Below are 25,351 nucleotides of genomic sequence, written 5' to 3'. Positions count from 1 at the left end.
GCGTAGGAATTCTCCAATCCCTAGTCCCCAATCCCCAATCCCAGTAATTTAGGGTGTATCGCAGGAAGAAAAAAATGGAGAGAAAAACTGTAGAGGCGTTGAGTTCCCAAAGGAAGGATGAAAGGGAGTTAGTTGATTATCTGCGATCGCCTACTGCTATTCGAGAACGGTGCGGTCAGTTATACAAACGAGTTATTGAAGGTAACTCGCGTCACTTCAATTGCGATTTGTCTCAATTAGAACGAGTAGCTGATTATACGATTCAGGTGATACGGGAGGAATATCCGAATTTAGAAATTCCTTTTCACAGCCGTTGGCGACATTTTGAGGTAGGGGGCGTACCTCGTCTGTTATTTTTGGATGAGAGGTTAGCAGGACTCACTCCTTTAGAGAAAGCTATTGCCAAGTTTGATTTGGCCATTATCAGTGTTTTACTGGATGCAGGAGCTGGAAAAAGTTGGTATTATAACGAGCCAGAAACGCAACTTCGTTTTAAACGTTCCGAAGGGTTGGCTGTTGCAAGTTTTCAAATGTTTTGTGCGGGAACGTTTGCAAGCGATGGTCGCACAACGCCTTTACAAGTGAATGCCGATCATTTACAAGCATTAACTGAAGAGGAATTAACACAAGGGTTCGGCGTTAGCAAGGAAAATCCCTTAGTGGGAATTCCTGGGCGTTTGAAGTTATTACAAAAATTAGGTTGTTCTTTAGTTTCTTCACCCGATGTATTTGGAGAACGAGATCCCCGTCCGGGTAATTTAGTAAGATACTTAATGACAAAAACTCGTAATAATCAGTTAGATGCAACTACAGTATTGAGTGCAGTTCTAGAAGGATTGAGTGATATCTGGTCTGGACGAATTGAAGTTGCAGGAATTAACTTGGGGGATGTCTGGTTTCACCCAGATGTCGTTGATGATGGTTTAGTGCCATTTCACAAATTGTCCCAATGGTTAACCTATTCCTTGTTAGAACCTCTAGAAGAACTCGGTTTAGAAATAACTGGTTTGGATGCCCTAACTGGATTGGCAGAATATCGCAATGGAGGGTTATGCCTTGATTTAGGGCTGATAAACGTCAAAAACCAAGATATTTTGCTCGAGCCTTACCCAGTTTCTTCAGAAGCGATCGTAGAATGGCGTGCTTTGACTGTAATACTTTTAGACTGCATTGCTGCCATGATTCGCGAAAAGTTGGGTATGAATGCTGAAGAATTGCCATTGGTGAAAATTTTACAAGGTGGAACTTGGACAGCAGGACGAAAAATTGCTGCCGAACTCCGAAAAGGTGCTATTCCTCCCATCCAAATAGAAAGTGATGGTACGGTGTTTTAACAGTGACCACCTGACCAGTGACCACCTGACCAGTGACCACCTGACCAGTGACCACCTGACCAGTGACCACCTGACCAGTGACCGGTAACTAGGTTTACAACTATTGGTCAAAATTCTATGCCCAATCCCCAATCCCCAATCCCTAATCCCCAATCCCTAATATGCACGATCGAATCACAATAATTAATCATCCATTAATTCAGCACAAACTAACGTTGATGCGTAAAGCTGAAACGAGTACGGCAAAATTTAGATCTCTTTTGAAAGAAATTAGCTTGTTGCTAGCTTATGAAGTCACTCGCGATTTACCTTTAAAGGACGAATTTATTAAAACACCTCTAGCGCCGATGAATGCGCCAATCCTTGCGCCGGAAAAAAAATTGGTGATTATTTCTATCCAACGCGCAGGTCAAGGAATTTTAGACGGAATGTTAGAACTGATACCCACTGCAAGAGTTGGGCATATCGGATTGTATCGCGACCCCAAAACCTTAATTCCTATTGAGTACTATTTTAAGGTTCCTCAAGATGTGGACAAACGAGATGTGTTGGTTATCGATCCGATGTTGGCTACTGGTAACACAGCAGTGGCAGCTGTGGAACGAATAAAATCAACCAATCCATTATCTATTAAGTTTATTTGCATACTTGCTGCACCGGAAGGTCTAAAGCATTTTACAGAGTATCATCCAGATGTACCTATTTATACTGTAGCTGTAGATGAGTATCTTGATGAGAACGGGTACATCATACCAGGCTTGGGAGATGCAGGAGATAGGTTATTTGGAACAAAGTAGCTTTCTTTTGAGCTATTAGGGATGTCCAAGAAATAAATTATCCATCTTGTGGGACGGGCTTCTAGCCCGTTCTTTATTAATGACGGGCTAGAAGCCCGTCCCACAAGAAAAAGTTGGTTATTTTTTTATTTGGAAGTCCCTTAACCCTTATCCACCATAAGACATTTCTGAAAAAGATGTAAGGGCGCAAGGTCGCCGCGCCCCTACCAATGACGAATGACTAACGACGATCCTCACTAGTTAACTTTAATTGTGCTGACTTACTTAGCTATCAGCAATTTTAGTAAAATTACTACTACCTGAAATAAATAAAAACAGCTACTCTATTAATATTTAAGCAGCTGCAAAACATCAAGGCTGCTGTGTTAAGGGAAGCGAAAGGATGAGAGACTGGATTAAAAGAACGGTAATCTGTATCTTGTTATTGTGCAGCATATTGTTAGAGGGGAACTATGCAGAGGCTAACCAACTTTCTGGTGTTTATATGCAGTCAATCAATACAATACCAGTTGTTGACAAGTTAGCTAATACTGACAATCCGGTTAAAGAGGTCAAAATAGAAGATTTTCGACGATATCACGAGATAGTTAAGAATACAGATAAGATAAACGGTCTCTTTACCCTGTATCGCCATCTAGAGTCCGAACGAATATATTTGGAAATTAAACCCGAACAGCTAGATAAAAATTTCTTGGGTGTCGTCACGCTAGAATCTGGCATCGGAGAAAGCGGTATTTATAGTGGGTTACCTTTACAGGATTTTCTCTTTTACTTCCGTCACATAAACAACAATTTACATTTTGTGATTCGGAATGTTAAATTCCGCACAGAATCAAATGAACCAGAATTGCGATCGCTTGCTCGTTCTTTCAGCGATTCAGTTCTTTACTCGCTTCAAATAGTTTGTATCGACCCATACAGTAAAAATATTCTTGTTAGTTTAAACGACTTCCTTATGCAGGATTTTCCTGGCTTAACTTCTTTATTGAAATATTCTTTGCAAGCGGATTATCATTTGGATGAACATAAGTCTTATTTTGGCAATATTAACAGCTTTCCTGAAAACGTAGAGATTGAGTCTATTTATGGTTTTTCATCGCCTGAAGGTGCATATTTAGTTACCGTACCTGACAGTAGAGCACTGAGTTTGAAAGTACATTATAGTTTTTCGCAACTACCTGAAAATAACGGTTATGTCCCCAGACTAGCAGACGATCGAGTAGGATATTTTATAACTGCTTTCCAAAACTTCTCCAGACATCAAGGGAAAGAGATGTTTGTCCGTTACATCAATCGTTGGCATCTCGAACCATCCGATAGTAACACTCAAATCTCCCCACCGAAAAAGCCAATTGTATTTTGGATTGAAAATGCAGTCCCTTTGGAATATCGCGATGCGATTGCTGAAGGCATTCTCATGTGGAACAAAGCTTTTGAAAAAGCTGGATTCCAAAATGCTCTTGAAGTATGGCAAATGCCAGATGATGCTGAGTGGCATCCAGCCGATGTACGCTACAACACCATTCGCTGGTTTAATTCTCTAGATGCAGGTTTTGCTAGAGGACCAGTGCGAGTGAATCCATTTACTGGCGAAATATTGGATGCAGATATCATTGTCGATGCAAGTATGGTGCGTTCTATTCAGCAAGAATACCGTACTTTGATGGAAGCAAATACATCTTTTGCTAATGGTTCTATTTCCCAGCTTGAAGATTTTTCTTGTCACAAGTCACCCCAAACTGCCTTGGAAAACAGGGCTGGTTACGTTGCAAACTTCAGAGATGACGTTTGCTACGGGATAGAATCCTCTTTTCAAGCATCTATGGGGGCGTTAGCACTGTCACTCGTACAAAACACCGTTCCGAATAGCGACCAAATGCAAAACTACGTGCATCAATATGTGCGATCGCTCATTGCTCATGAAGTCGGTCATACTCTTGGTTTGCGCCATAACTTTCAGGGTAGCACAATGTTACCTCCTGAAGAATTAAATAATACTGAAGTCACTCATACTAAAGGTCTGGTTGGTTCGGTGATGGATTACCTGCCTGTAAACATAGCACCTCAAGGAACGGAACAAGGTGATTATTTTCCGGCAGTTATTGGTCCTTACGATGAATGGGCAATTAAGTACGGTTATAGAAAATCTCCAGATTTAATTTCTGAAGCAGCAACTCCTTTTGCTGAAAAAGCTTTTTTGGAGCAAATTGCTGTGGCGTCGCCTCAACCAGAATTGTCTTATGCCACTGATGAGGATATTTGGGATATCAATCCTCTAGCAAATGTTTGGGATATGAGTAATGATGCTCTGCTTTATTCTCAATGGCAAATGGACAATGCTCGTTTAATGTTACAACGTCTAGATCGGCGTTATCCATTGCAAGGAGAGAGTTACAGTGACTTGCGCGTGTTGTTTAATAAGGTTCTCAAGTATTATTTTCGCAATGCTACGTTATTAACCCAGTATATTGGCGGGCAATCTTTTGGGCGTCATCATGCAAGTGGCAATATCAAATGGACGTTTGTACCCGTTTCTTTGGAAAAAGAGCGTCATGCATTGACAAAATTGCAGAAATATGTATTTGCAGGAGAGGCTTTCAATTTCTCACCGCAACTTCTCAATCAGCTTGCACCATCGCGTTGGCAACATTGGGGAAATCCCATCCCTGTTTCGCGTCTTGATTATCCAATCCACGAACGTATTTTGCGTTTCCAAAGTGGAGTCTTGCGATCGCTCTTAGATGGCGAACGTCTCAATCGATTGCGCGATATCGAATTGAAATCTCCGCCCAGCCAAGTCTTAACAATACCGGAATTGTTCGATACATTACAAAATGGCATTTGGACAGAAGTGTTCAATGCAAGCGAAGTGAAACCAATTTCTAGCATCCGCCGTTCGTTACAACGGGAACATCTTAATGTATTGTTAGCAATGGTATTGCGAACTGTAAATGTCCCTGAAGATGGTCGTACAATCGCTTGGTATCAATTGCGCCAACTACAGAAAGCTGTTGAAGTTAGTTTGCAGCAACAAGGTGAAAAGCTTGATATTTACACCCTGGCTCATTTAGAAGAAACTAGCGATCGCATTCATAAAGCACTCAATGCAAGATTGCTGTCTTATTAAGGTTTTCCAAGAAATAAATTATCTATCTTGTGGTGCGAGCATCCTGCCCGCCATTAAGTTTTTACATTTTCTGCGGAATGCCGATCGCTCGTTCTGTATATAGTTTATGACAAATTCAGCAAAACCTTTATACAAAAAGTAACAAAACAAACAGTTTTTTTGAGCTAGACTTAGATGCAAGCAGACATGGTATCTACGTATTTTTCCTGATAGAAAATTGATTCATAATTCCAATTCTCATATTTAAAAGTCTACAGTGTCCACACAAGTTAGAATTACCCCCCTTAGTCCCCCCTTGGAAAGGGGGGAAATCGAATATCCAGTTCCCTGCTGAGGATAAGGAAATCGAACATCCAGTTCCCTGCTGAGGATAAGGAAATCAAACATCCAGTTCCCTCCTGAGGATAAGGAAATCGAACATCTAGTTCCCTCCCCTTACCAAGGGGAGGGTTAGGGTGGGGTAAAAACAACGCTCAAACCTCAATTTGTAAGTTGTCAACGTGTACACAGTAGATACTTAAAAGTAGGGAACTAATTGGTCACTGGTCACTGTCTTATCGTATCAAATTTGACATATATCTAAGATGTTTGCATACACAGATCCAACAGGTTCAGATTTTCTTAAACTTCAAAATGCCCTAGAAATATATAGAACTGACATCGATCGCTTCTACAAGCGGTCTGCTTTCAGGCTGAATTCTGCTTTTACATTACTAGAAGCATTTGAGGGACTGACAAACGAAACAGGGCTTCAAGCTGAAACAATAAATTGGATTGCATTTCCCAAACTTGCAAATAGACCATTTGAAGCGATTGATAGCGATCGCTTTAATCTGCAGGACGAATACGTTGAATGGCAGACCGAGATTCAGGATGGAAAGGTAACGCGAGTTACTTTTACCACAGAGTTTCCTGAGTATTACGAAGCTCTAGCTCAAGTCAGTGTTGATGCCTTGATAGCAGGAATTCAAGATACGATTCCAGAAGCAAATCCCACACTTGAAGAGTTATTTGGTCTGGGATTCGATCCTCTATCTGCTTCACCACGAAGACGTGCAGAGCAATTTCGCCGACAGTTGCAACAAAATCCTTGGAACAACGGACAGAAGGGAATTCTTTGCCTAACTCAAACGAATAATACAGTAGCAGCACTATTCGGCTTAGTAGAACCTTGTTCAATCTCTCGATTTGACATTCCCGCATCAGCAATTTGCGGTCAAACTGCTTGCGTTCCCGGACGCAACTCAGATCCGGCTATTTGCCAAGCATCTCAGAATTTAGCCCGTAGCGATCGCGGTTTGAGCTTGGAAGATCCAGTAGGCATCAAGATGTCCAGGTTAGAGGGTATTTGGAAAATCAACGGTCAGGAAATCGATATCAATAATCCGAATGAAAATCAAGGTGCTTGGGTTATCAGTCGTAATGGTCGCCGTGCTGTCCTCGATGTTACTAAAGGGGTCACGATTGAAAACACAACTATTACTACTGGAGCACAAGTAGCAGCACAGTTAACAGTTGGAGCATCTGTCATTGCAGCGCCAGAATCAGTGCTTCCCGATTGGGCAGCAACTGGAGAAGAGTCTTCACGGTTAATTGGTCAAGTTTAGGAGCCTAAGAATAATGCGTAAATTTATCACAACAGCGATCGCATTCGTATTTTGTTTTTTCATCTTTACAAAGGTAGCCTTTGCTCAAGCTGCACCAGTTGCTCTAGCGCAAGAACAAAGTAGAGATGGGGCAAGAGTACAGCAAATTGCTTCAAGTACCTTCAGTTCTCTGGGAGATCCACTCTTTAATCTTGTTCTGAAAGAGCGTGCAGATGTTACAAATCTAGCTGAAATAGAAAATTTAATTAAAGGTCAACAAGGACAAGAGCGAACTTTCGTTGTCGATGAAACTATTGTCGATACTCGTCCAATAGTGGACAGTCAACCAGCTAGTAGAAGAGCCGTACTAACCTTTTCTGGTAACAATCAAGGAGAAGAGCTAGAGCGAAATGTTATGCTCTCCGTGTTTTTTAACTCCGAGAACTTCCCAGACGTACAATCGATTGAAGCTTTAGGTTGGGATAGTCAACGAGGTCGTTACAACTACTACAAGCTCGACCAACAAGGAACGCCAGGAAGGTTATCTTGGAAATTCCGCAACTCCAGCGTTCAAGCCGATTTACTACAATCCGCTCAACGAAGCGGAACTTGCTTGCAATGTCATATTAATGGTGCGCCAGTCATGAAAGAACTGGCTTTCCCATGGAATAATTGGCATTCATTTGCATTTAACGCTAATTACTTAAGATTAGATTGGCAGACAGGTACTAATCCTAGAATTGCTCAAAATTTAAACGGTGCTGAGAGGTTAGAAACTAACTTCATTCTTCCCGCAATTAATCAATTTAATGAAAAAAGAATTGAGGAAGGTATTACTCGCAATAATGATGGTAGCCCAATAGTAAATCCTGATGGTAGTCAACAAGTTATTCAAGGAAAACGCCTTTTACGTCCTCTCTTTGAAACTACTGAATTTAATTTAATCAGTAGCAATCAAGAAGTAGGAAACTTACATCCTTTTGCCAGTACTCCTACACCCGGACCTTTTGCTGATGTTCAAATTCCTAATACTTTCTTTCTTAACGCCAATTTAATCGGTGGTAATACACCTTCGATCTCGCAAGGTTTAAATATTGCAGAAAGTTTGGGGAAAATTCAACAGTTCTTTATCGCTAATCCAGTCACCTTCCTCACAACCCATAACTTTGAGCAGGATCGAATAGGTTTCATAATCGGCGTCTTTCCAATTTCCACTACTCAGCAAGTTGCGGAGTTGGGTGTAGTCTACATTGCGATCGCTCGACAGGTCATCAGTTTGTTGTATTCGGGTGTAGTCGCGGAGATTAGAACTTTCATCCTCGTTTTGATTTGTTGATTCTATCTTTTTTTGAGCAATACCCAACTTCCACATTGAAGGTATTATACCCTGTAAAAGGTTTTCTAGTTCTATAGCAACGATCCCCTCATCGAAAGCTCTTTGAATTACATCTAATTTATCAATATTGTCATAACCCAGCCCATCATAAAATCCTTGAGCAAAGACAATTGCTGCTCTATCTTGAATTGGCTGATTCATACCAATTACATAATTAACGTGTTGACCAATTGCCTCTGCTGCACTAGAAGAATAACAGGCATTCAGTAGTACACATTTCACACGCTCAGCGTGCAGCCTAAATAATGATACCAATCCTCTAGGGGATACAGGTTTATGGTTTCCACTCTCATCTTCTAAAAGCAGACTACCATCTTCTAACCCGTGTCCGCAAAAATGAACGATGGAGGGGCGCTCCTCTGCGATTGCACGACGAATATCTCTTGGTTGTACGGCGGTTATAATCTTAATGTCAAATGAATCTCGTTTTACTGCTCGTTTAATGGCTTCAACTATCTCCCGAATTTCTTTATCCAAACGCAATCCGTTAGGAATTGCTGCTAAAACTAAAATTTTCTGTGGCTCTTGATTTGACTCGCGGGCAACATTAGGCAATATAACAGGAGCTTCCGATGAAGGTATCTCCGGAGTTAACAATTCAGTTGCGATCGCATTCAACTGCGAATTTCCAGGATTTTCTTTACGTGCAGCCCGAACTAGCTCAACAAGCCATCCCTCAGCTTGCGCGATCGCTAAAATTCTTTCTCAGCACACAAATGTACTACTACAGAGCGATCGCCCTGTACCAGTTGCGTCATTTATGCTGGTACGCAAGTACTAAAATTGAGCGCTCGCCTGTGCCAGTTGCGTAAGTCCTGATTTATAACAATAAGCACAATATGAGGTGCGATCGCTGTTGACGTGTTACAGTTTGTAAATTCACTGGATTTAGGAGAATGACATTGCGGAGCAGCCAACCAGCATTGCTTGTAGTCACAGGTGCATCCGGCGCTGGGAAAACCACGCTGGTACGCGGGGTGGAAGTTCTCGGTATTCCTGGTGTAGGTTGCTACTACTTCGACTCCATTGGTGTCCCATCGCATGAGGAGATGACAAGTCGCTTCGGCAGTCCCAGACAGTGGCAGGTCGCTGCTCTTAACCATTGGATAAGTCTGTTGCTATGCAATGAGGACTCGGTTCAGGTGGCAGTGCTTGATGCACAGGTAAGACCGAGTGATGTCCGAGTAGCGTTTGAGTGCTTAGGTGCATACCTCACGCAGATTGTCCTAATTGACTGTAGCCACGCCGAGCGTAATGCTCGCCTACAGGGACCTCGCGCCCAACCAGAACTCGCGAATGCCGAGATGGACTGTTGGGCGGCTTATCTCCGTGGTCAAGCCTCGGCACTCGCTTTGCCGATTGTCAGTACGACCCAACTGCCTCCTGAAGATGCCGTTTCAAGCCTAATCGTTCATATACAAGACCTCGTGCAACGTCAGCTACAGTTCACTGTCACAACAAAGCGACAAAGTTTGTAGAGAATTCCGTATGGTGATGCGATACGGCAGTAAGCGCCGTAATCGCTCGCTTATCGCTGTTGTCCACCATGACCAGTATTGCCGATCGCGCAGCGCAAGCTGTACCCAGCTTATCGCACCTCGAACCGTTGCACCTCTCAAACCCATTGGGTATCAAACGCATCTTGTCCGGTTCCGTAAATCAAATCCCCGTATTCCTGCCAATGGGCTGTTTCTTGTGGGGAGAGTGGGGACGCATGGAGGACGGATAAGTTTTGAGCCAATTGCTGTCTGGTTTTTGGAGCAGTGAGTGCTAGATGGACTGCCGGATGGCTGAGCACATAACGGTAACAATCTGCTGCTGTGGGTGGTTCAAAGTGCCAGTTAGGATGACCTTTTAGCAGCGACCCCCAACGGGTGCAAGTGAATGCCACCAAAGGAATGTTAGCTTTTTGAGCGCTTGGTAAAACATCCTCTTCAGCTTTGCGATGTGCCATATTGTAGCGGTGCATGAGTACATCACATTGACCGCGTTCAATGATTTCTAGGGCAATAGATCGGTTGTGGGTGGTGACTCCTACGTAGCGAATCAGTCCTTTTTCTTTCTGTGAGTGCAATTCATCAAGTATCGCTCGAACTTGGTTCATGTCATCATCAGGAGAGACATATTCGATAAAAAACACATCCACTCCATCAACATTGAGGCGATGACGCACCCAGTTGAGGTAACGATCTAAAGAGCTAATATCTCGGTTTTCACTTCCTGTGGCAACCAAGACTTGTTCGCGCTTTGCTGTTAGGAGGAGTTTTAGTCCATCCAAAAAGTTTTCATAATCCAAATTGTAAAAAAAGAAGTAATTGATGAGAGCCTCAAAGGCTACTGCAACAGTTTCAGTGTCCATCTGCTGCTGTCCTGCTAAACCGAGAATGCTTGCTTTTTGTCCTGAAGAGTGTTGCGAGTTGCACTATCAACTGTACTTTTTATTCCACTATATATATTAGCAGAACGTCATAAATATATATTAGGTTGCACCCGCGTGGGGTTTGAACTTTATTTGTAATAATAAGCACATTGCTCTATTCTGCAAAAGCTACACTTGAGTTTGACAGTACCCCCCAGTGTACTTTGTGGCGGTTTTGGGGGATGGAGTGCGATCCGGATGTACTCCGTAATCGCTTCTTTATCGCTCTTCGGCACGTCTTCGTGCATCACGAGCGAGGACTGTCACCAAACACAAACAAAAATCCCCTGGCGGTAGGACTAGCCCTCCACTTTTTCCCACGTATTACACGGTATCAGCACAATCTCATCCTAATGAAGGTTTTTCCTTACTCTGTCAGGCATTAATCCCTCTCACCCTGACTGTTAGGAGCAAACGTACAGTAATTGACTGAGAACTTCAGCTAATTTAAGTAACTCAGGATAGATGAATAAATTTTTTCCGCTTAAAGTTCGTTCCAGAGCCAACTTCAAATATGCATAGAGCTAAAGAAAAGTAAGAAAAGTAGAAAAAATTTTAGTGTGAAAGATATTGAATAGAAGTGCTGAAATTGATATTTTAAAAGCACAGATGATTTTCTCTGGTGAGAGTCATAAAACCAGGTTAGGCTCTACCACTGAAATGCGCGAGTTTTACAATTGACTTTTACAATTCATTATTGCTTTGAAGCACTTATTTTATGACTACTCAAAAAAAATCAGTAAGATCCGACAAAAGTCAAAATAGTCTCATTCGCCCACAGACCACCTTACCCGAGTTAACGACTGATACTGTTATGGTGCCGCAGGGGAGCACTTCGCACACTCACCCAGAGGTACAACCATTATCCAGCCTTGCTCCTTCCCAGAAACGCAACCCCTTTTTCATACAATGGTTTTGTAACTTCCCTGTTAGTCACAAGCTGCTGATTGCTTTAATTGCCGCTCAACTTGTCACTATGGCAGGAATCTGTATAGGGGTGAGGTGGGTTATCACCTCGAAGTTGCTAACACAGTTGCAGGATCGAGCCAAATCAGAGGTCACTGTCACTGAGACTAATATTAACCTCAAAGTCAATCAAACAGGACTTGGCTTCCGGAGTCAGTCAGATAATCTTGCGATCGTTAACGCTGCTAAAGTTTATGCAAAAAGGTACACCATTACCCCTACTTTAAAAGAGCAAGTTAAGCACATTCTGCAAAACGAAATCAATGCCCGGAAAATTGAATATGTCACCCTGGTAGGGAGGGATTTTAGGATTATTGTCAATGCTAACGCTAATCGAGAAGGGGAGACTTTCAATCCTAACAACTTGGTTCGTAAGGTTTTTACTGATGGTAAGCAAATTAAAGCCAATGCAGTTGTAAGCTCGGCTGAATTGGCTAAAGAGTCTCCTCGACCGAGGAGTGCTTATCAAGATTTCCTAATGCGTTACACGCTCACGCCCATTCGCACTCCAGGTAAAACCAAAGTACTTGCAGTCTTGGTCTCCAGGGAAATTGTCAATGGCAACTTGCCAATTATGGCAGGAATCTTGAAAGATTTCAACGGCGGCTACAGTGGCATTTATTTTCGCAAACCCACAGGAGAACTCACCCTGGCTACCTCTTTAGACCAAGGCGAAACTACGGATCTAGAGCAAGCTAAACCCTACGTACCCTTGAGCGATACATCTCTAGTTACAGCAGCAGTAGCAGCTCCTGCAGGACAAATCGTGACCGGACGGATGGTCGTAGGAACCCAAACTTATACCATGAGCGCTAAAGCAATTCCTAATGTCATTATTCAAGATCGTAGTGGTCCTGTTCCTGTTTTTAGTGGTTTGCCCGTTACTATTCTGGTACGGGGAACCCCAGAAACTACTCTCAACAACTTGCTTAACCAAAAAATATGGCAAGAAGGGGTCATATTACTCCTGGCGTTAACGGTGTCTAGTATCTGGGTGCTCATTCTTAGGCAAACAATTATTAAACCTATTAAGAAGCTAGAGCAAGCCCATCAGGAATTTGCCGAAGGCAATCGCCAAGCGCGAGCCGAGGTTCTCTCCCTAGATGAGGTGGGTCAGTTAGCTGTCACTTTTAATAAAATGGCTAATAACATTGCGGTTTCTGAAACAACCTTGGCACAACAGGTTCGTCGCCAAGAAGCTGAAGCTAACCAAGCACGGTTACTAAATACAATCACCTCTCGCATCCGAGAATCTCTAAACAAAGATTACATCTTCACTACAACCGTGACAGAAGTCCGATCCGCTTTGCAAGCAGATCGAGTGGTAGTCTATCTCTTCGATGAGAATTGGCAAGGGCACATCTTTGCCGAATCAGTGAGTAGCGATCGGACTGTAGACCTAGGAACAAACATTGCTGACCCCTGTTTTGCTCAAGAGTATATTGAGAAGTATCAGAAAGGTCGTGTCAAAGACATCGAGAACATTGACGAAGCTAGTCTGACCGAAAGTTACCTCAACCAATTAGAACCATTTGAAGACAAGGGGAATTTGGTAGCACCGATTTTGGCAGAAGACAAGCTTTTGGGCTTGTTGGTAGCCCATCAGAGTTCTGAACTGCGTACTTGGGATATGTCAAAAATCAATTTCTTCAAGCAGGTGGCGATTCAAGTTGGCTTTGCCCTAGACCAAGCAACTCTCTTAGAACAGAGAGAACAAGCGCAACAAGCAGCTGAAATTGCTTCTCAAGAGCAACGTCAACAAAAAGAAGCCATCCAGCGTCAGGTGGTAGAACTGCTCAGTGATGTTGCAGAAGTATCCAAAGGCAACCTAACGATTAGTACTGAAGTTTCATCTGGTGAAATCGGCATAGTTGCCGACTTTTTTAATACCATCATTGAAAGCCTGCGGGAAATTGTGACGAGTGTGAAAAAAGCCGCTATCCAAGTCAACATTTCAGTTGGGGAAAATGAAGGTGCAATTCGTCAACTTGCTGATGAAGCGCTCAAACAGGCCGGGGAAATTAATTTCACCCTTGATTCGGTAGAGCAGATGACGCTTTCAATTCAAGCCGTGGCAGATAGTGCACGCCAAGCAGCAGTTGTGGCTCGCACTGCTTCTACCACCGCAGAAGCTGGAGGGGTAGCAATGGACTCCACAGTACAAAGCATCTTAAATTTGCAGGAAACGGTTGTAGCAACAGCAACAAAGATGAAGCATCTGGGCGAGTCTTCTCAACAAATTTCCAAGGTTGTTTCACTAATTAACCAAATTGCCCTGCAAACCAATATGTTAGCAATCAACGCTAGTATTGAGGCAGCTCGTGCAGGTGAGGAAGGTAAGGGCTTTGCAGTGGTGGCGGAAGCAGTCGCTCAACTGGCTGCGGAGTCAGGTGCAGCTACTCAAGAAATTGAACAAATTGTTGAAAACATCCAACTAGAAACCACTTCAGTGCTTAAGGCAATGGAACTAGGAACTACTCAGGTGGTTGAAGGAACCCATCTTGTCAAAGACACTAAGAAGAGTCTAGGGCAGATTTTAGATGTGTCTCGCCAAATTGACCAGCTGGTGCAATTAATTTCAAGTGCTACAGTGTCTCAGGCTCAGACTTCTCAAGCCGTTACTCATTTAATGAAGAAGATTGCCAATGTCTCTGAACGCACTTGCAATTCCTCTCGCCGAGTTTCTGCATCTCTACAACAAACTGTAGAAGTAGCGCAACAGTTGCAAGCGTCTGTGGGTGTGTTCAAAATTGGGGCAATAGAATAAAATTGCAAAAACTTGGTCCCCTCTGACCAGGTTTTTAAAGCTTGTAGTAAATCGGAGCGTGAGATTGGTATATAATAGAAATGCCATTAGATTTGCTCCTAGCAACCAATGCCCTTCTGTTACACCTTGAAGCCAAGGCACTAATGAACCTGCATTTGCACTACTTGGCTGAAAGGTTGGTTCTCTTAATGGCGAAACTTGGTACACAAGCATTCCACTGGCTCCCAATAGAAGTACAGAAAATCCAAGACTTAGAAAATAGAAGTGTCGAAAGCGTTGAAAAAACATACTTTAACTACGGTGATATAGAGATACTGCGATCGCTCTTGGTGGTGCTGAATTCAAAGATGATTGCACTTACCAAGTGGAGATGGATGAGAAGAGTGCTTAAAAAAAAGATATCCAAATCCTGAAATACCGTCCAGCAAACATTATTGGTTTAGCTGGGCGATCGCGCTCCCCCATACCAAATAAAAAAGGCAGACCGCAAATCTACCTAAAATACAGAAAAAGTTAATGAACCGATCGCTTCGGCGCAAGCTGTACTCAGCTTATCGCACAACCAACTCAATACCGTTTGGGGTATCCTCCATCCCTATTTCCTCGTCTAGCACCAAATGAAGAATCTCTGTCTTCCTTGGGCTTAGATTTATTCACCTTTAAACTACGACCCCTCTACTCAGCACTATCTAGACCCTCGAGCGCTGCTGCTTCTTCTGCATCCGATGACCCCTATCAAGGACTCAATCTCCAATCAGTAAGCTGAATCGCTACTTTATTATTCCGTTTTATCGATTCCGTCGGGTTTTACACGCTGCCCCGTAAAAGTGAACGTTCCCGTTACCGGAGCATCATCTTCGAGCGGATTTGCGTTTAGATCGAAGGTACGAACTGTGATTGTTGCTTGCACTGTTTGAGCATTAGGATCGAATGCCGCACGAAAATCACTCCTACCAATGGAGGCGGGGAATGTCGCCGTTGAGTAATTGAAGTTGACTGCCGTGCCAGTAATCTCTGTGTCTGAGGTACACTTCCAACTACCCTGTATGATACCGTAGGGTGGGTTGGCCGAACTGCCGCCTTGATTTGAGCCACTGAAGAAAAGATTGCCATCTTGGGTGTACGTTGAAATCCCACGAAACGAACCGAAGTCACCTGAGTTTGTTGTCGTGAGATACGTGCCTGTCACAATTTTGCGACAATCCGTTATAGATTCAGCTTTAACTTGGTGCAGATTCACGAAGAAAGTAGTTGTAAGTACCAACAGTACACAAATCGTTAACTTAACCAAAGCATTAAGAGTTTTCATTCTAAAACACCTGCTTAGAAGTACATAAACTGATTAACTCAAGTTAACTCTATAACTAAGCCTTATAGGTTACACGCGAGTTAAAACAGCTTACTTTCTAATTGGGTTCAGTAAAATTGACTTATGCAGTCATATTTAGGAATAAGCGTACAAACACCGTAATCGCTCGCTTATCGCAAGCAAACCTCTATGACTGACGAACCGACTTGAACATGACCGATACCGAAGGTTGCTGCTCTTGTGGCTAAAGGCTACAATCCGGATTTCGAGCACGATTTGGTAGAGGTTTTTGGTGAAGACGCACAAAAGGCAAAGAGGTTAACCCGGTTTATAGGGCTTATCAAAGGGAAAGCACCCGAAACCGATGAGGAGTGGCAAGAAGTTTTGGTAGCATGGGATAATGATTGCTTGGAGTAGAAAAAACCTTTTCCTAAAATTGGAATGAGTGGGCAGAACGCGCACTCAGAACAAAAATTTTCATCCAGCCTATTTTATATTTAAAACAGTAATGCTATCTGGTCAGCAGCTTAGAGAACTACAAAATGCCTTGATTGATGCTTTTCCTACTAAACCTCAGTTCGAGCAAATGTTATTTTTTGAGCTAGATAAGAGTTTAGACACAATTGCAAGAGACAATGATTTACAAGAAACTGTCTTTCAATTAATAAAAATAGCAAAAGCTCAGGGATGGCTTCTTGACCTAGCTCGCGCTGCGTGTATCTCAAACCCCGGAAATTTACGCTTAAAAGCTATTACTCAAGAACTGTTGGCTCCGGTTACATCTTCTTTCGCTCGTGACACTTTAGGGAAACAAAGAGTATCGGACTGGCACAATATTACGTCTGCGAATGAGTTGGTTAATGAAATTGAAAATTTAAAAGCCAAAATTCTTGATATAAGAAGGAAAATTTTTTCACCTCTAAAAAATTTAGAGGTACGAGATAAAAATTTCAAAGACAAAGCCAATAGCGTTATTGAAAAAATCGGTAATATCTCTTTTGAAGAGGAGGTTAAACAGTTAGACAAAGAAAGCCTAACAAAAGAAATTGAAGCTCTTCAAAAAATGCACGATCAATCTCTTATGGAAATTAAATATTTATTTGAATTTATTAGTAGTGCTTTAGATCGTGCCGAGCAAATGGATATAACTAGAGAGCAAAGAGTTGATGATATATTAGATAAAATATATCCCCAAACAAAGAATGATGAATAATATTTTTAGCAATTAAATTGGATGAATTTATAATATAAAAAATAAAATTTATAGATACAAATTAACATACTTTAAATAAAGTAAAGTTAAATTAAACTTTGAAAAGAATTCATTAAAATTAGATAGCACATTCGCTCAAATGGATGCTGACTCTTGTTCATAGATACTTGAAAAGCATCTCGATACAATGTCATATTGCTTGATGCTAATCTCAATAAACCTTCCCTCAGAGCTAGAGGGTTTATGCCAAAAGTATAGAGTAGTTCGGTATCATCAGCACGGAGGCAATGGGTAACAAGTTTGTCATACTCTATGAGATCTCTCTTAAAATTCTCTCTGTTTTCCTCTCGATGGAGAGGAAAAAGCTCATTATTTCTATCTAGATACTCATAATAAGTTTTAACAATTTTTTTATATTCTTCTCGGTCTCGATTTATTCTTTGTTTTAGTTCCTCTAATCTCTGTTCTAAGTGTCTGAGGTTAGTCATGTTTTTCTGTGTGTTAAAAATATTCTTAAGGAGGAGGATTCACTTAACTTATTCCAGCCTAAGAACATATATCAGGAAGCTTGTTTAACTCTGTAGGTTACCCCTGTTAAATAGAACCTTAGATATTGGCACTACGATCGCTTCAACTGTTCGGTGCTTTGAGACTATGGCGTTTAACCCATCTATAAGAACCATTAGGAAACTCAACTTGTACTTTAGAACCATGTCCTCAAAGTACTACTGCTTGAATCATAGCTGCTGCTACTGCTTGAATCATAGCTGCTACTGCTGTTATCGCAACTACTATTGTCTTGACTACTACTGCTTGAATCATAGCTGCTACTACTACCATAGTCATAGCTGCTACTACTGCCATAGTCATAGCTGCTGTTACCATCGGAACGATAACGGTTTTTGCCTCGATTGCGTGAAGCTCTGTTCTTACCTCGACTTGCAGCAGTCCATAGTACTACCAACACAATTACTACCAATACAACAATAAATACACCCATGACTATTTGTCCTCGCAGTAGTTAATAAGCTACTACAGAATAGATAACCATTATTCCGCAACGGCAAGTACCAATATCATTTAACCGCACCTGCCACTTACAGCAAGCCTTTAATGCATATATAGTCAGCAGTGCTTCCGACGGCAAGAGTGACAAACATAAAATAATAAGTCCTATTTTCAAACTAGGTAAGAAATTTCCTGGGGTTAGGTCAAAAAGTAATAAAGACTTACGTTATTGAAGTAGCAAATAAAGCAATTAAAAATTTACAAAATTCCGAAGAATTGCTTGAAGCTGGCTAAATTACTAACTTATTTAAGTAAGTAAATGAGAAAAACAAACTGTGTAAAGATATGTAAATCTACTAGAACCCTTAGAAGATGTTTGTAAAGTCTACCATTGTATCAAGATCCCCCCTAACCCCCCTTTAAAAGGGGGGGAAATACTCCAAAAGTCCCCCTTTTTAAGGGGATTTAGGGGGCTCGTGAATATTGGATACCTCAGTTATCACTTTTAAAACATCCTCTTACAAATAACCAATGACAAACAACAAATGACGCTCCTGACTAGTTAGCTTTACTTGTCGCTGTCGCAATTCTTGCAAACGTTCTAAATTGCGATCGCCTAGAGCAACAAGTTGTAGAACGAACGCAGGAATTACTTGAAGCCTTAGAACACCTTGCCCAAACTCAATCTCAATTGATACAAACTGAGAAGATGGACGCGGATGAATTTGTACCTCAGCAGACTGGGAAACGCTATAAATAAGTTTCCAGTCAGAGACTAGGAATGAGAGATGAAAGAGAGTCGTTATAAGGAAAAATCCTGATTTCTAGAAGGTTCCGTTTTGTTATTAGGTGTTGGTGTCGGACTATTAGGTGATAAATTTGGCTCTACTTTGATAGAAAATCCTTTTCTCTGTGGCGACTGATTAAATTTATCTGTCACAATAATTTCAATTTGAGATGGAAAGGCTGAATTTGCAATATACTGTTTTGAACCTTGAGGCTCAACGTTACCGAAGGGAGAAATTTGAACGTTAATATCTTCACCCACTACTTTCCATTTCAAGATCGCTGGTTGACCTTCTTGTAAAACTATATTTTGTTCTAAACTATTATTGATTGTAAAATATTCTATTTTAAATGATTTAGGGTTGATTCTAAATTTATTGGTTTCAAGTGCTTTTATGTTAGTTTGATTTATAGAATTAACAACAATAGGTTGAAGTGCTAAAGTATATGTTCCTGGTTGATTAACTGTTAGGGGAATATTTTCGCAGGTTACTTGCTGATTATCTTTCGTACAAAAAGAACTAATTTCCACTGGAATCCCTCGATCTAATTTATCAAATTCCCGTGCGATCGCTGCTACTCCATCTTCTTGTTTCCTCACAATCTGTAGTTGCTTTAATTGCTCTGGATGACGAATCTGCCAACTTAAACTGACTTTTTCATCTTTTTCATATTCAGATTTATCGACTCGAAAACTCACTACTTCTGGTACTGGATTTTGCTTTATCTCAACGGCTATAGGTGATATTATTTGGGATTCATTGTGACGATTGATGGCTTTCAGAGTAAAAGTATATTTACCTAGTTTGGAAACTCTAGTCGAAAAATTATTGCAGTTCAAAACTTTTTGTTGTATTCGACAACTTTTAGTTTCTTTCAGGTTCTCATCATATAATACATCTTGATTAATCTCCTCTCCTGTAGTTATCAAAGTTAAATTTTTTAGTTGCTCGATATTGCGAATCTCTAAGTTCAAATATACTGTATCTCCTTCTTTGTAATTTGGGCTACTTGACTCAAATTTTTCCAATTTCCAAGGTTCGGGGTATAAAATTAGCCAAACAATCCATGCTATACCTCCCAATAAACCTAAAACTAATAAAAACACGAGCAATAATTGCCATAAGGGGCGGGCTTTCCATTCTAGAGTACCAGAAGGCAATTTATCTGGAAGAGGAAATTCTTGTCGCTCTTGAATTTCAAGTTGAAAGCGAATCGCTCTCGATCCAAACAGCGATCGCTGCCACCAATGCTTGGGTTTAACTATCAGATTGACCCCTACATTTTTTCCTGGTAAAACTCTCACTTGGTGAGGTTGAAATTCGTAGGTACACAATTCTTCTTCATCTTGAGTTCTAGCATTGAAAGCTAGTTCGCGCAAAGTATTGCCCCGGTTATTCAATTTGACTTCGTACTTGCCAGAACTACGGCTCACTTTTCCTAAAATAGTATTCAATTCTATGTCCAAGTGATAAACCTCTGGAACTTGGATATATACCAAATCTAGCAGTACTAAATCGGGTGAATTATGAGAATGCAGACGAATTGTAGGAGAATAGTTTCCAGCTAAAGTATCTTTAGGAGGATGAAATTGTAATAAGATTTGACCTTGAGAACTGGGATTAAGTTCTAGTGCGCCACCACCAGATAGCAACCCCCCTCCTTCCAACCCTGTGGTTAAATATCGAATAGTAAACCAATTATCGTCAAAATCTGGGCAAGTCAAGCGAAAACGGTCTACTCGACTAGAGCGATTGTTAACTATAACTTCTAACTGCAAAAGCTCACCAGGCTTGAAAATGAGTGGTTTGCCAGGATTCGTAGTAGGCTTTACAGAGAAGGTAGGGTCGTGTTCTCGAATTACAGTATGTTCTTTGGGCAGAACTTTGATTTGTCGGCGATACGATATGGGTGTATGTTGGGGATAATGTTCGGGCGCATCAACGATTAGGGTATAGTCGTAAGTTCCTGTTTGAGCATGAATGGGAATTTGGAACTCAAAAGAGATTTCACTTTTTTGTTGGGGAGCAAGTGCAGTGCGTTGTCTTGGCGAAACAGTTGACTGGCTAAAAATTTGAAATGCTTCATCAAAAAATACATCGATCGCAGCACTCTGATTCCCTTGATTAATGATAACAGCATAGAGATGCAGGGTATCTCCCGGCATTCCCGATTGAACGCCAGGAGGATCGAAAATTACAAGCAGTGGGCTGGATTGAATTTGCATTCCATTCATTTCCTTATTCATTCAGGCGAAGTAAATTGACTGAGCAATGTTTAACACCTTGGCGGTTGACCTGACAGTTCTCTCCACCTGTAATAATGGTAGTGTTCTCGCTATTGACATCAATGCTGTTCAGTTTTTGATTGTTGAGACGTTTGATTTCTCTACCGTTAAATGCTGAAACTTCTCGTTTTCCCTCGTTCGTTAACAACCAAGCAACGACTCTTCCGTTATCTCCAGCACTCACTAACTGATGACTATCTGGTGCGAATGCTATACTACGTACTCCTTGTTTTCCGACTTCCCAGCGATCGCGAACGCAATCTTGACTAATCTCTTCCGATTGACTCTTGTTCCGATTCATTTGGCATTTTAAATCCAAAATTGTTATGTACCCATTCGAGTCAGCCGTTGCTAACAGCCCTGGTGCTTGAGGAGCAAACGCTAAACCCCAAATATAATCGTTATCTCCACGTCCAAATCCCGGTACTGTAACCGAAAATCTTCTTTGAAGACGATTCGTTTGGTTTAAATCCAACAATGTGAGATATTTATTGTTTCCAGCAATGGCTAGAGTTTGTTCGTCTTGACTCAAAGCCATCGATCGCGCTTGGTATCCCAGAGAAATTCTTTGTTGCGGCTGTGGCTGAAAGTTTTCTGTAGCTGATTTTCTTTCCCAAATCAACACTTTACCGCTACCATGTCCGCTTATCAGGTAACGTCTGTCTTTAGTAAATACCAAGTCAAAGACTTTATCTGTATTGTTTACCAGTTCTGGATCGCTAAGTTCATATTCGTGTTTGCGACGAGCTACATTCCATATTTGAATAACGCTATTGTCTAAGCCTGCTGCTACATGATTATTTTCTACCGGATCGAATCGCAATGCCCATACACGTTGCTTAGTATTTCCTAACACACCCTTTGACAGAGCGCCTTCGTTGTTACCCTCTGGCTCTAAACGATTACCATTGATTCGCCAACGTCTAATTGTTCGATCGTCAGAACCACTGACTGCAGACAGTGCATCGGTACTAAAACGAACTACATTCACGTAATCTGCGTGCGCGATCGCGTCTGGTTTAAACAATAAAGCTAAGAGAGCAGCAAGTAATCCCAGAAAAGTCAATTGCAACCACAACGGTAATACGGGTAAAACTCTTAACTCCAAAGATTGAGTAGGGGGTTCTGTGCTACCCAAACGCGGATCGGATAATGATGCACTCAAATCAAAGTGTAAAACTTTTGCCCATCCAATCCAAGGTCTTTTGGTGCTCGCTTCTAGAATTACCTTGGTTGTCTCGGATATACTCAATTCTGCATTTTCTGGTAATAGCCTATGCGACAATTTACAGTGATTCTTCCCTTGAAGCACAACATTAACTCGCTGTGATAAATTACTAGCATTTTTAAAAAGCAATTCAAACTCAGCTGAGTTGGAACGCCAGTTAGGTAACCATTGCCCTTGATGCGGGAGTGTTTGTTGTTGCGGTGTAGCAGTAAACTCTACAAAACCAACGGGTAGAACTTTCAAAATACCTTGAGTCGTATTTGAAGAACCATCCCGACTCATAGCTTCCACGGTAAAGGGATAGTCTTGGCTAGGTGCTTGGTTTACAGAAGGAGGTTGGCATTGAAAGGTTGTTTCGAGTTGAGCATTAGGTTCTAAAAACAATAGTCGTTCCGCACCACCGCTTAGCCAAGAAGGTTCAATACCCGCTAAACGCACGATCGCATTCATATGTTGTAGACTTAAATTCCGGACTCTGACGGGTATATCTACTGAATTACGGGGATAAACTTGAACTTCTTTTAGCAGTAAATCTATAGAAATAAGTTTTGTTTTGCTACCTGGTTCTATTTGCAAGCGGACTACAAGTCTGCGTTCTTGTCTTAATTGGGGTGAAAAAATCCTAACTGTAAGATTGACTGTACCGACAAATCCAGGTAAAGGTGTATCAAAAATGATGATTTGAAACCCAGTACTACTTCCAGGTGGCTTTGCTGCTGACACCTCCGGTGAAAGACGATACCACAAATGCCCGGAACTCGAGCTAGCTCCGGCGGCTAAGACTTCGAGTTGAAAGCTAGCAAATTGTTCGCTGTCATTGTTGACAGTAATATGAAATGAAACTGATGCACCACCCGGTCGAAATATTTGGCTTTGTGGGGAAATTCTGGCATCGATTGCACTGTTGTTCATACACCAGCTAGTTTATTATTTAATTAGCTAAGGCAGTTATAAAATTTACAATAGCAATGCATCCTGAAAATTCTTTGTATTAAAGCTCTTATATTGCTATAGTATAATCGTAATTCTGTCAATTGGGAAAATACTTACTTCTTTATTTTTATTTTACATAGATAAGTTATTGATAAATTTTACATTATGAACTCCCCAAATACACTTGATTCTTGGATTAATCGCTCGATTGGCGATCGCCAACGCTACCGTCTAGACAAGCGGTTGGGAATGGGCGGTATGGGAGATGTCTTCCTAGCAATGGACACTCTGTTAGGTCGGCAAGTCGCTTTGAAATTGCTCAAAGACACATTGGTAGCATCAGAGGATCTCAGAAAGCGTTTTGAACGTGAAGTGGCAGTGTCTGCAGCACTTAAAAGCAACCACATTGTTGAGGTTTGTGACTATGGAGTGACTTCTGAGGGTTATCCTTTCTACGTAATGGAATATCTACGGGGGGAGACACTAGGGCAACTATTACGACAACAGCAGAGTCTATCAGTTGAGCGGACAGTGAGTATCATCGCCCAGGTTTGTGAAGGACTACACCTTGCTCATGAAGGTGTGATTCTGTGGCGAGATTTTGCAACCTCTAGCGAGTCTGTTAAGGTCGTCCATCGCGACTTAAAACCGGATAATATTTTTCTAGTGCCGACAGCATTGGGAGAACTTGTAAAAATTTTGGATTTCGGTATTGCCAAAATTCGTAAAGATAGTGTAGAGAGTACGGAATTAACGAGTGCGTTTATTGGCACTTCCCATTATGCTGCACCGGAACAATTGGAAGGAGACAAAGATATTGATGGACGGGCAGATATTTATAGTTTAGGCATGATTCTCTACGAAATACTTAGTGGAACCGATCCATTTGGTCTTGGTTTGTATACAAACAACATTAGTCGGTTGTCATGGGCATTCGCTCATACCTCAAAGCAACCTGTGCCACTGCGATCGCAACCTAATTGCGAACAGTTATCTCCTGAATTAGAAGCGGTGGTGATGCGGTGTTTACAAAAGGAACCAAATGAAAGGTTTGCGTCAGTAGAGGAGTTGAAGCAGTCTTTACAAGCGGCTTTTACCCACCAGAACTCATCAGTCCCCCATACACACGCTAATAATGAAGATTTGACAGTTTCTCCTGCCGCATTAGGTGGTTCACAACCCTCTCCTATTGTGACAGACACCCAAGCACCAGAACTAGTAACTTCTCCTTCCCGTAAATTCTCTTGGTTACTGACTGGGGGTGGCATTACAGTTGCCATGGGTGTAATAACCGCGACTTATATATTTTTAGCAAGCTCGAAGCCTAGCGAAACGACAAATATAGATGAGATTGTAAATTTACAAGCACAGGCAAATTATAGTTTATGCGTGACTAAAGCAAAAACAGTGAGCGAGACTTCAAGTCTTTACGCCAAAGCTCAAGAACTTCTCTATCGGTGTCAGCTAAAACAAGCCAATCAACTAGCAGCAGAAAACAAATTAGCACAGGCAATTGCAGCAGCAAGTACCATCCCGAAAAATAGTCCTGTGTCTTCAAAAGCTCAGGAATTGAGTCAGCAGTGGTCTAATAGTATTATGACTACAGCAACAGATCTCTTCCAAAATGGGAAACTTGATGCAGCGATCGCTCAAATTCAAGAAATTCCAAAGACTAGTTCCGCATATCAAAAAGCTCAAGCTGCGATCGTTCAATGGCGAAAAGACTGGAAAGTTAGTGAAACTCAATTTAATGCTGCAAAAACGGCTTTAGACGAGGAAAAGTGGCAGGTAGCTATTGATGAATCTCATAAAATTCCAAATATTACCTTTTGGAAAGATAAAATCAAACCAGTTATCCAAGAAGCGCACTCCCAAATAGTAAAAGCAGAAGCAGAAAAAATCAAAGCCCAGCAGAATCCTCAACTCCAACAACCAACCTCAAATAAAGGAATTTCTTCCCCAGTTCTTCGTATCGATTCACAACCAGTCACCCGTTCTCAATCTAAATTACCCTCTCCTACTCCTTCAACACAAAATAGTTCTCCTAATGTATCCCCCCGTGTCCCAACCTCTTCTAGTGAGAGAGGATGGGAGGATTCTCCAAATGAAATTCAGCAACCAGATGGTATCTGATGTAAAACTCCTTGTTCTGTTGGAATGCAGAATCTGTACGGTCGGTGTGCAACGGGATTGTT

At 41.5% G+C, this 25,351-nt stretch carries 17 protein-coding genes and 1 pseudogene; 10 read left to right on the top strand and 8 right to left on the bottom strand.

What is annotated here, in order from left to right; all coding sequences use genetic code 11:
• Nucleotides 1-74 precede the first annotated feature (74 nt).
• From ACKTT2_RS29575 to ACKTT2_RS29560, 4 genes are all read left to right on the top strand, one after another.
• Complete coding sequence (locus tag ACKTT2_RS29575; RefSeq protein ID WP_407893393.1) at nt 75-1,334, top strand: URC4/urg3 family protein; 1,260 nt, start codon at nt 75-77, stop codon at nt 1,332-1,334.
• Nucleotides 1,335-1,495: 161 nt separating this feature from the next.
• On the top strand, nt 1,496-2,131 hold the full coding sequence (gene upp / locus ACKTT2_RS29570) for a uracil phosphoribosyltransferase (protein WP_407893391.1): 636 nt from the start codon (nt 1,496-1,498) through the stop codon (nt 2,129-2,131).
• A gap of 382 nt (nt 2,132-2,513) precedes the next feature.
• Entirely contained in the window at nt 2,514-5,258 is a 2,745-nt protein-coding gene (locus tag ACKTT2_RS29565; protein ID WP_407893389.1) for a zinc-dependent metalloprotease, read from the top strand.
• 584 nt (nt 5,259-5,842) lie between these two features.
• Nucleotides 5,843-6,865 carry a DUF8225 domain-containing protein gene (locus ACKTT2_RS29560; RefSeq protein ID WP_407893387.1) on the top strand — a complete coding sequence of 341 codons (1,023 nt, stop codon included), beginning with the start codon at nt 5,843-5,845 and terminating at the stop codon, nt 6,863-6,865.
• A gap of 1,066 nt (nt 6,866-7,931) precedes the next feature.
• On the opposite strand, the gene ACKTT2_RS29555 is transcribed toward ACKTT2_RS29560, so the two are convergent.
• The gene (locus ACKTT2_RS29555; RefSeq protein ID WP_407893385.1) at nt 7,932-8,795 is read right to left on the bottom strand and encodes a CHAT domain-containing protein; all 864 of its coding nucleotides are present in this window, start codon (nt 8,793-8,795) and stop codon (nt 7,932-7,934) included.
• A gap of 87 nt (nt 8,796-8,882) precedes the next feature.
• Nucleotides 8,883-8,930, bottom strand: a pseudogene (locus ACKTT2_RS29550) (hypothetical protein); the annotation flags it as partial.
• Between the two features lie 206 nt (nt 8,931-9,136).
• On the opposite strand from ACKTT2_RS29550, the gene ACKTT2_RS29545 reads away from it, so the two are divergent.
• Nucleotides 9,137-9,718, top strand: coding sequence for a hypothetical protein (locus ACKTT2_RS29545; protein ID WP_407893383.1), 582 nt, complete (start codon nt 9,137-9,139; stop codon nt 9,716-9,718).
• Between the two features lie 137 nt (nt 9,719-9,855).
• Here the strand turns inward: ACKTT2_RS29545 and ACKTT2_RS29540 are convergent, their stop codons facing one another.
• A complete protein-coding gene (locus ACKTT2_RS29540) occupies nt 9,856-10,599 on the bottom strand; it encodes an aldo/keto reductase (RefSeq protein WP_407893381.1) in 744 nt (247 codons plus the stop codon).
• A gap of 778 nt (nt 10,600-11,377) precedes the next feature.
• Between ACKTT2_RS29540 and ACKTT2_RS29535 the strand changes: the two genes are divergently transcribed.
• Together ACKTT2_RS29535 and ACKTT2_RS29530 are read left to right on the top strand one after the other, a co-directional pair.
• Nucleotides 11,378-14,392 carry a methyl-accepting chemotaxis protein gene (locus tag ACKTT2_RS29535; RefSeq protein ID WP_407893379.1) on the top strand — a complete coding sequence of 1,005 codons (3,015 nt, stop codon included), beginning with the start codon at nt 11,378-11,380 and terminating at the stop codon, nt 14,390-14,392.
• An 80-nt stretch (nt 14,393-14,472) separates the two neighbouring features.
• Nucleotides 14,473-14,805 (top strand): hypothetical protein, encoded by a 333-nt coding sequence (locus ACKTT2_RS29530; RefSeq protein WP_407893377.1) that lies wholly within the window; start codon nt 14,473-14,475, stop codon nt 14,803-14,805.
• A gap of 365 nt (nt 14,806-15,170) precedes the next feature.
• On the opposite strand, the gene ACKTT2_RS29525 is transcribed toward ACKTT2_RS29530, so the two are convergent.
• On the bottom strand, nt 15,171-15,632 hold the full coding sequence (locus ACKTT2_RS29525; protein WP_407893375.1) for a hypothetical protein: 462 nt from the start codon (nt 15,630-15,632) through the stop codon (nt 15,171-15,173).
• A gap of 309 nt (nt 15,633-15,941) precedes the next feature.
• Between ACKTT2_RS29525 and ACKTT2_RS29520 the strand changes: the two genes are divergently transcribed.
• Together ACKTT2_RS29520 and ACKTT2_RS29515 are read left to right on the top strand one after the other, a co-directional pair.
• The gene (locus ACKTT2_RS29520) at nt 15,942-16,118 is read left to right on the top strand and encodes a hypothetical protein (RefSeq protein ID WP_407893373.1); all 177 of its coding nucleotides are present in this window, start codon (nt 15,942-15,944) and stop codon (nt 16,116-16,118) included.
• A 91-nt stretch (nt 16,119-16,209) separates the two neighbouring features.
• Entirely contained in the window at nt 16,210-16,914 is a 705-nt protein-coding gene (locus ACKTT2_RS29515; protein WP_407893371.1) for an effector-associated domain EAD1-containing protein, read from the top strand.
• 86 nt (nt 16,915-17,000) lie between these two features.
• Here the strand turns inward: ACKTT2_RS29515 and ACKTT2_RS29510 are convergent, their stop codons facing one another.
• The 4 genes from ACKTT2_RS29510 to ACKTT2_RS29495 form a co-directional block, all read right to left on the bottom strand.
• Entirely contained in the window at nt 17,001-17,402 is a 402-nt protein-coding gene (locus tag ACKTT2_RS29510) for a hypothetical protein (protein ID WP_407893369.1), read from the bottom strand.
• Between the two features lie 229 nt (nt 17,403-17,631).
• Nucleotides 17,632-17,784, bottom strand: coding sequence for a hypothetical protein (locus tag ACKTT2_RS29505; RefSeq protein WP_407893367.1), 153 nt, complete (start codon nt 17,782-17,784; stop codon nt 17,632-17,634).
• A 940-nt stretch (nt 17,785-18,724) separates the two neighbouring features.
• Nucleotides 18,725-20,935, bottom strand: coding sequence for a hypothetical protein (locus ACKTT2_RS29500; protein ID WP_407893365.1), 2,211 nt, complete (start codon nt 20,933-20,935; stop codon nt 18,725-18,727).
• Nucleotides 20,936-20,948: 13 nt separating this feature from the next.
• Complete coding sequence (locus ACKTT2_RS29495; protein WP_407893363.1) at nt 20,949-23,135, bottom strand: hypothetical protein; 2,187 nt, start codon at nt 23,133-23,135, stop codon at nt 20,949-20,951.
• A gap of 186 nt (nt 23,136-23,321) precedes the next feature.
• On the opposite strand from ACKTT2_RS29495, the gene ACKTT2_RS29490 reads away from it, so the two are divergent.
• The gene (locus ACKTT2_RS29490; RefSeq protein ID WP_407893361.1) at nt 23,322-25,289 is read left to right on the top strand and encodes a serine/threonine protein kinase; all 1,968 of its coding nucleotides are present in this window, start codon (nt 23,322-23,324) and stop codon (nt 25,287-25,289) included.
• Nucleotides 25,290-25,351: the final 62 nt, after the last annotated feature.

The sequence above is a fragment of the Scytonema hankhaensis NUACC26 genome (genome assembly GCF_045865695.1).
In the GTDB taxonomy this organism is placed as follows: domain Bacteria; phylum Cyanobacteriota; class Cyanobacteriia; order Cyanobacteriales; family Nostocaceae; genus Scytonema.
The sequence above is the reverse complement of the archived record's forward strand: the minus strand, read 5'-3'. Positions and strand labels throughout refer to the sequence as shown.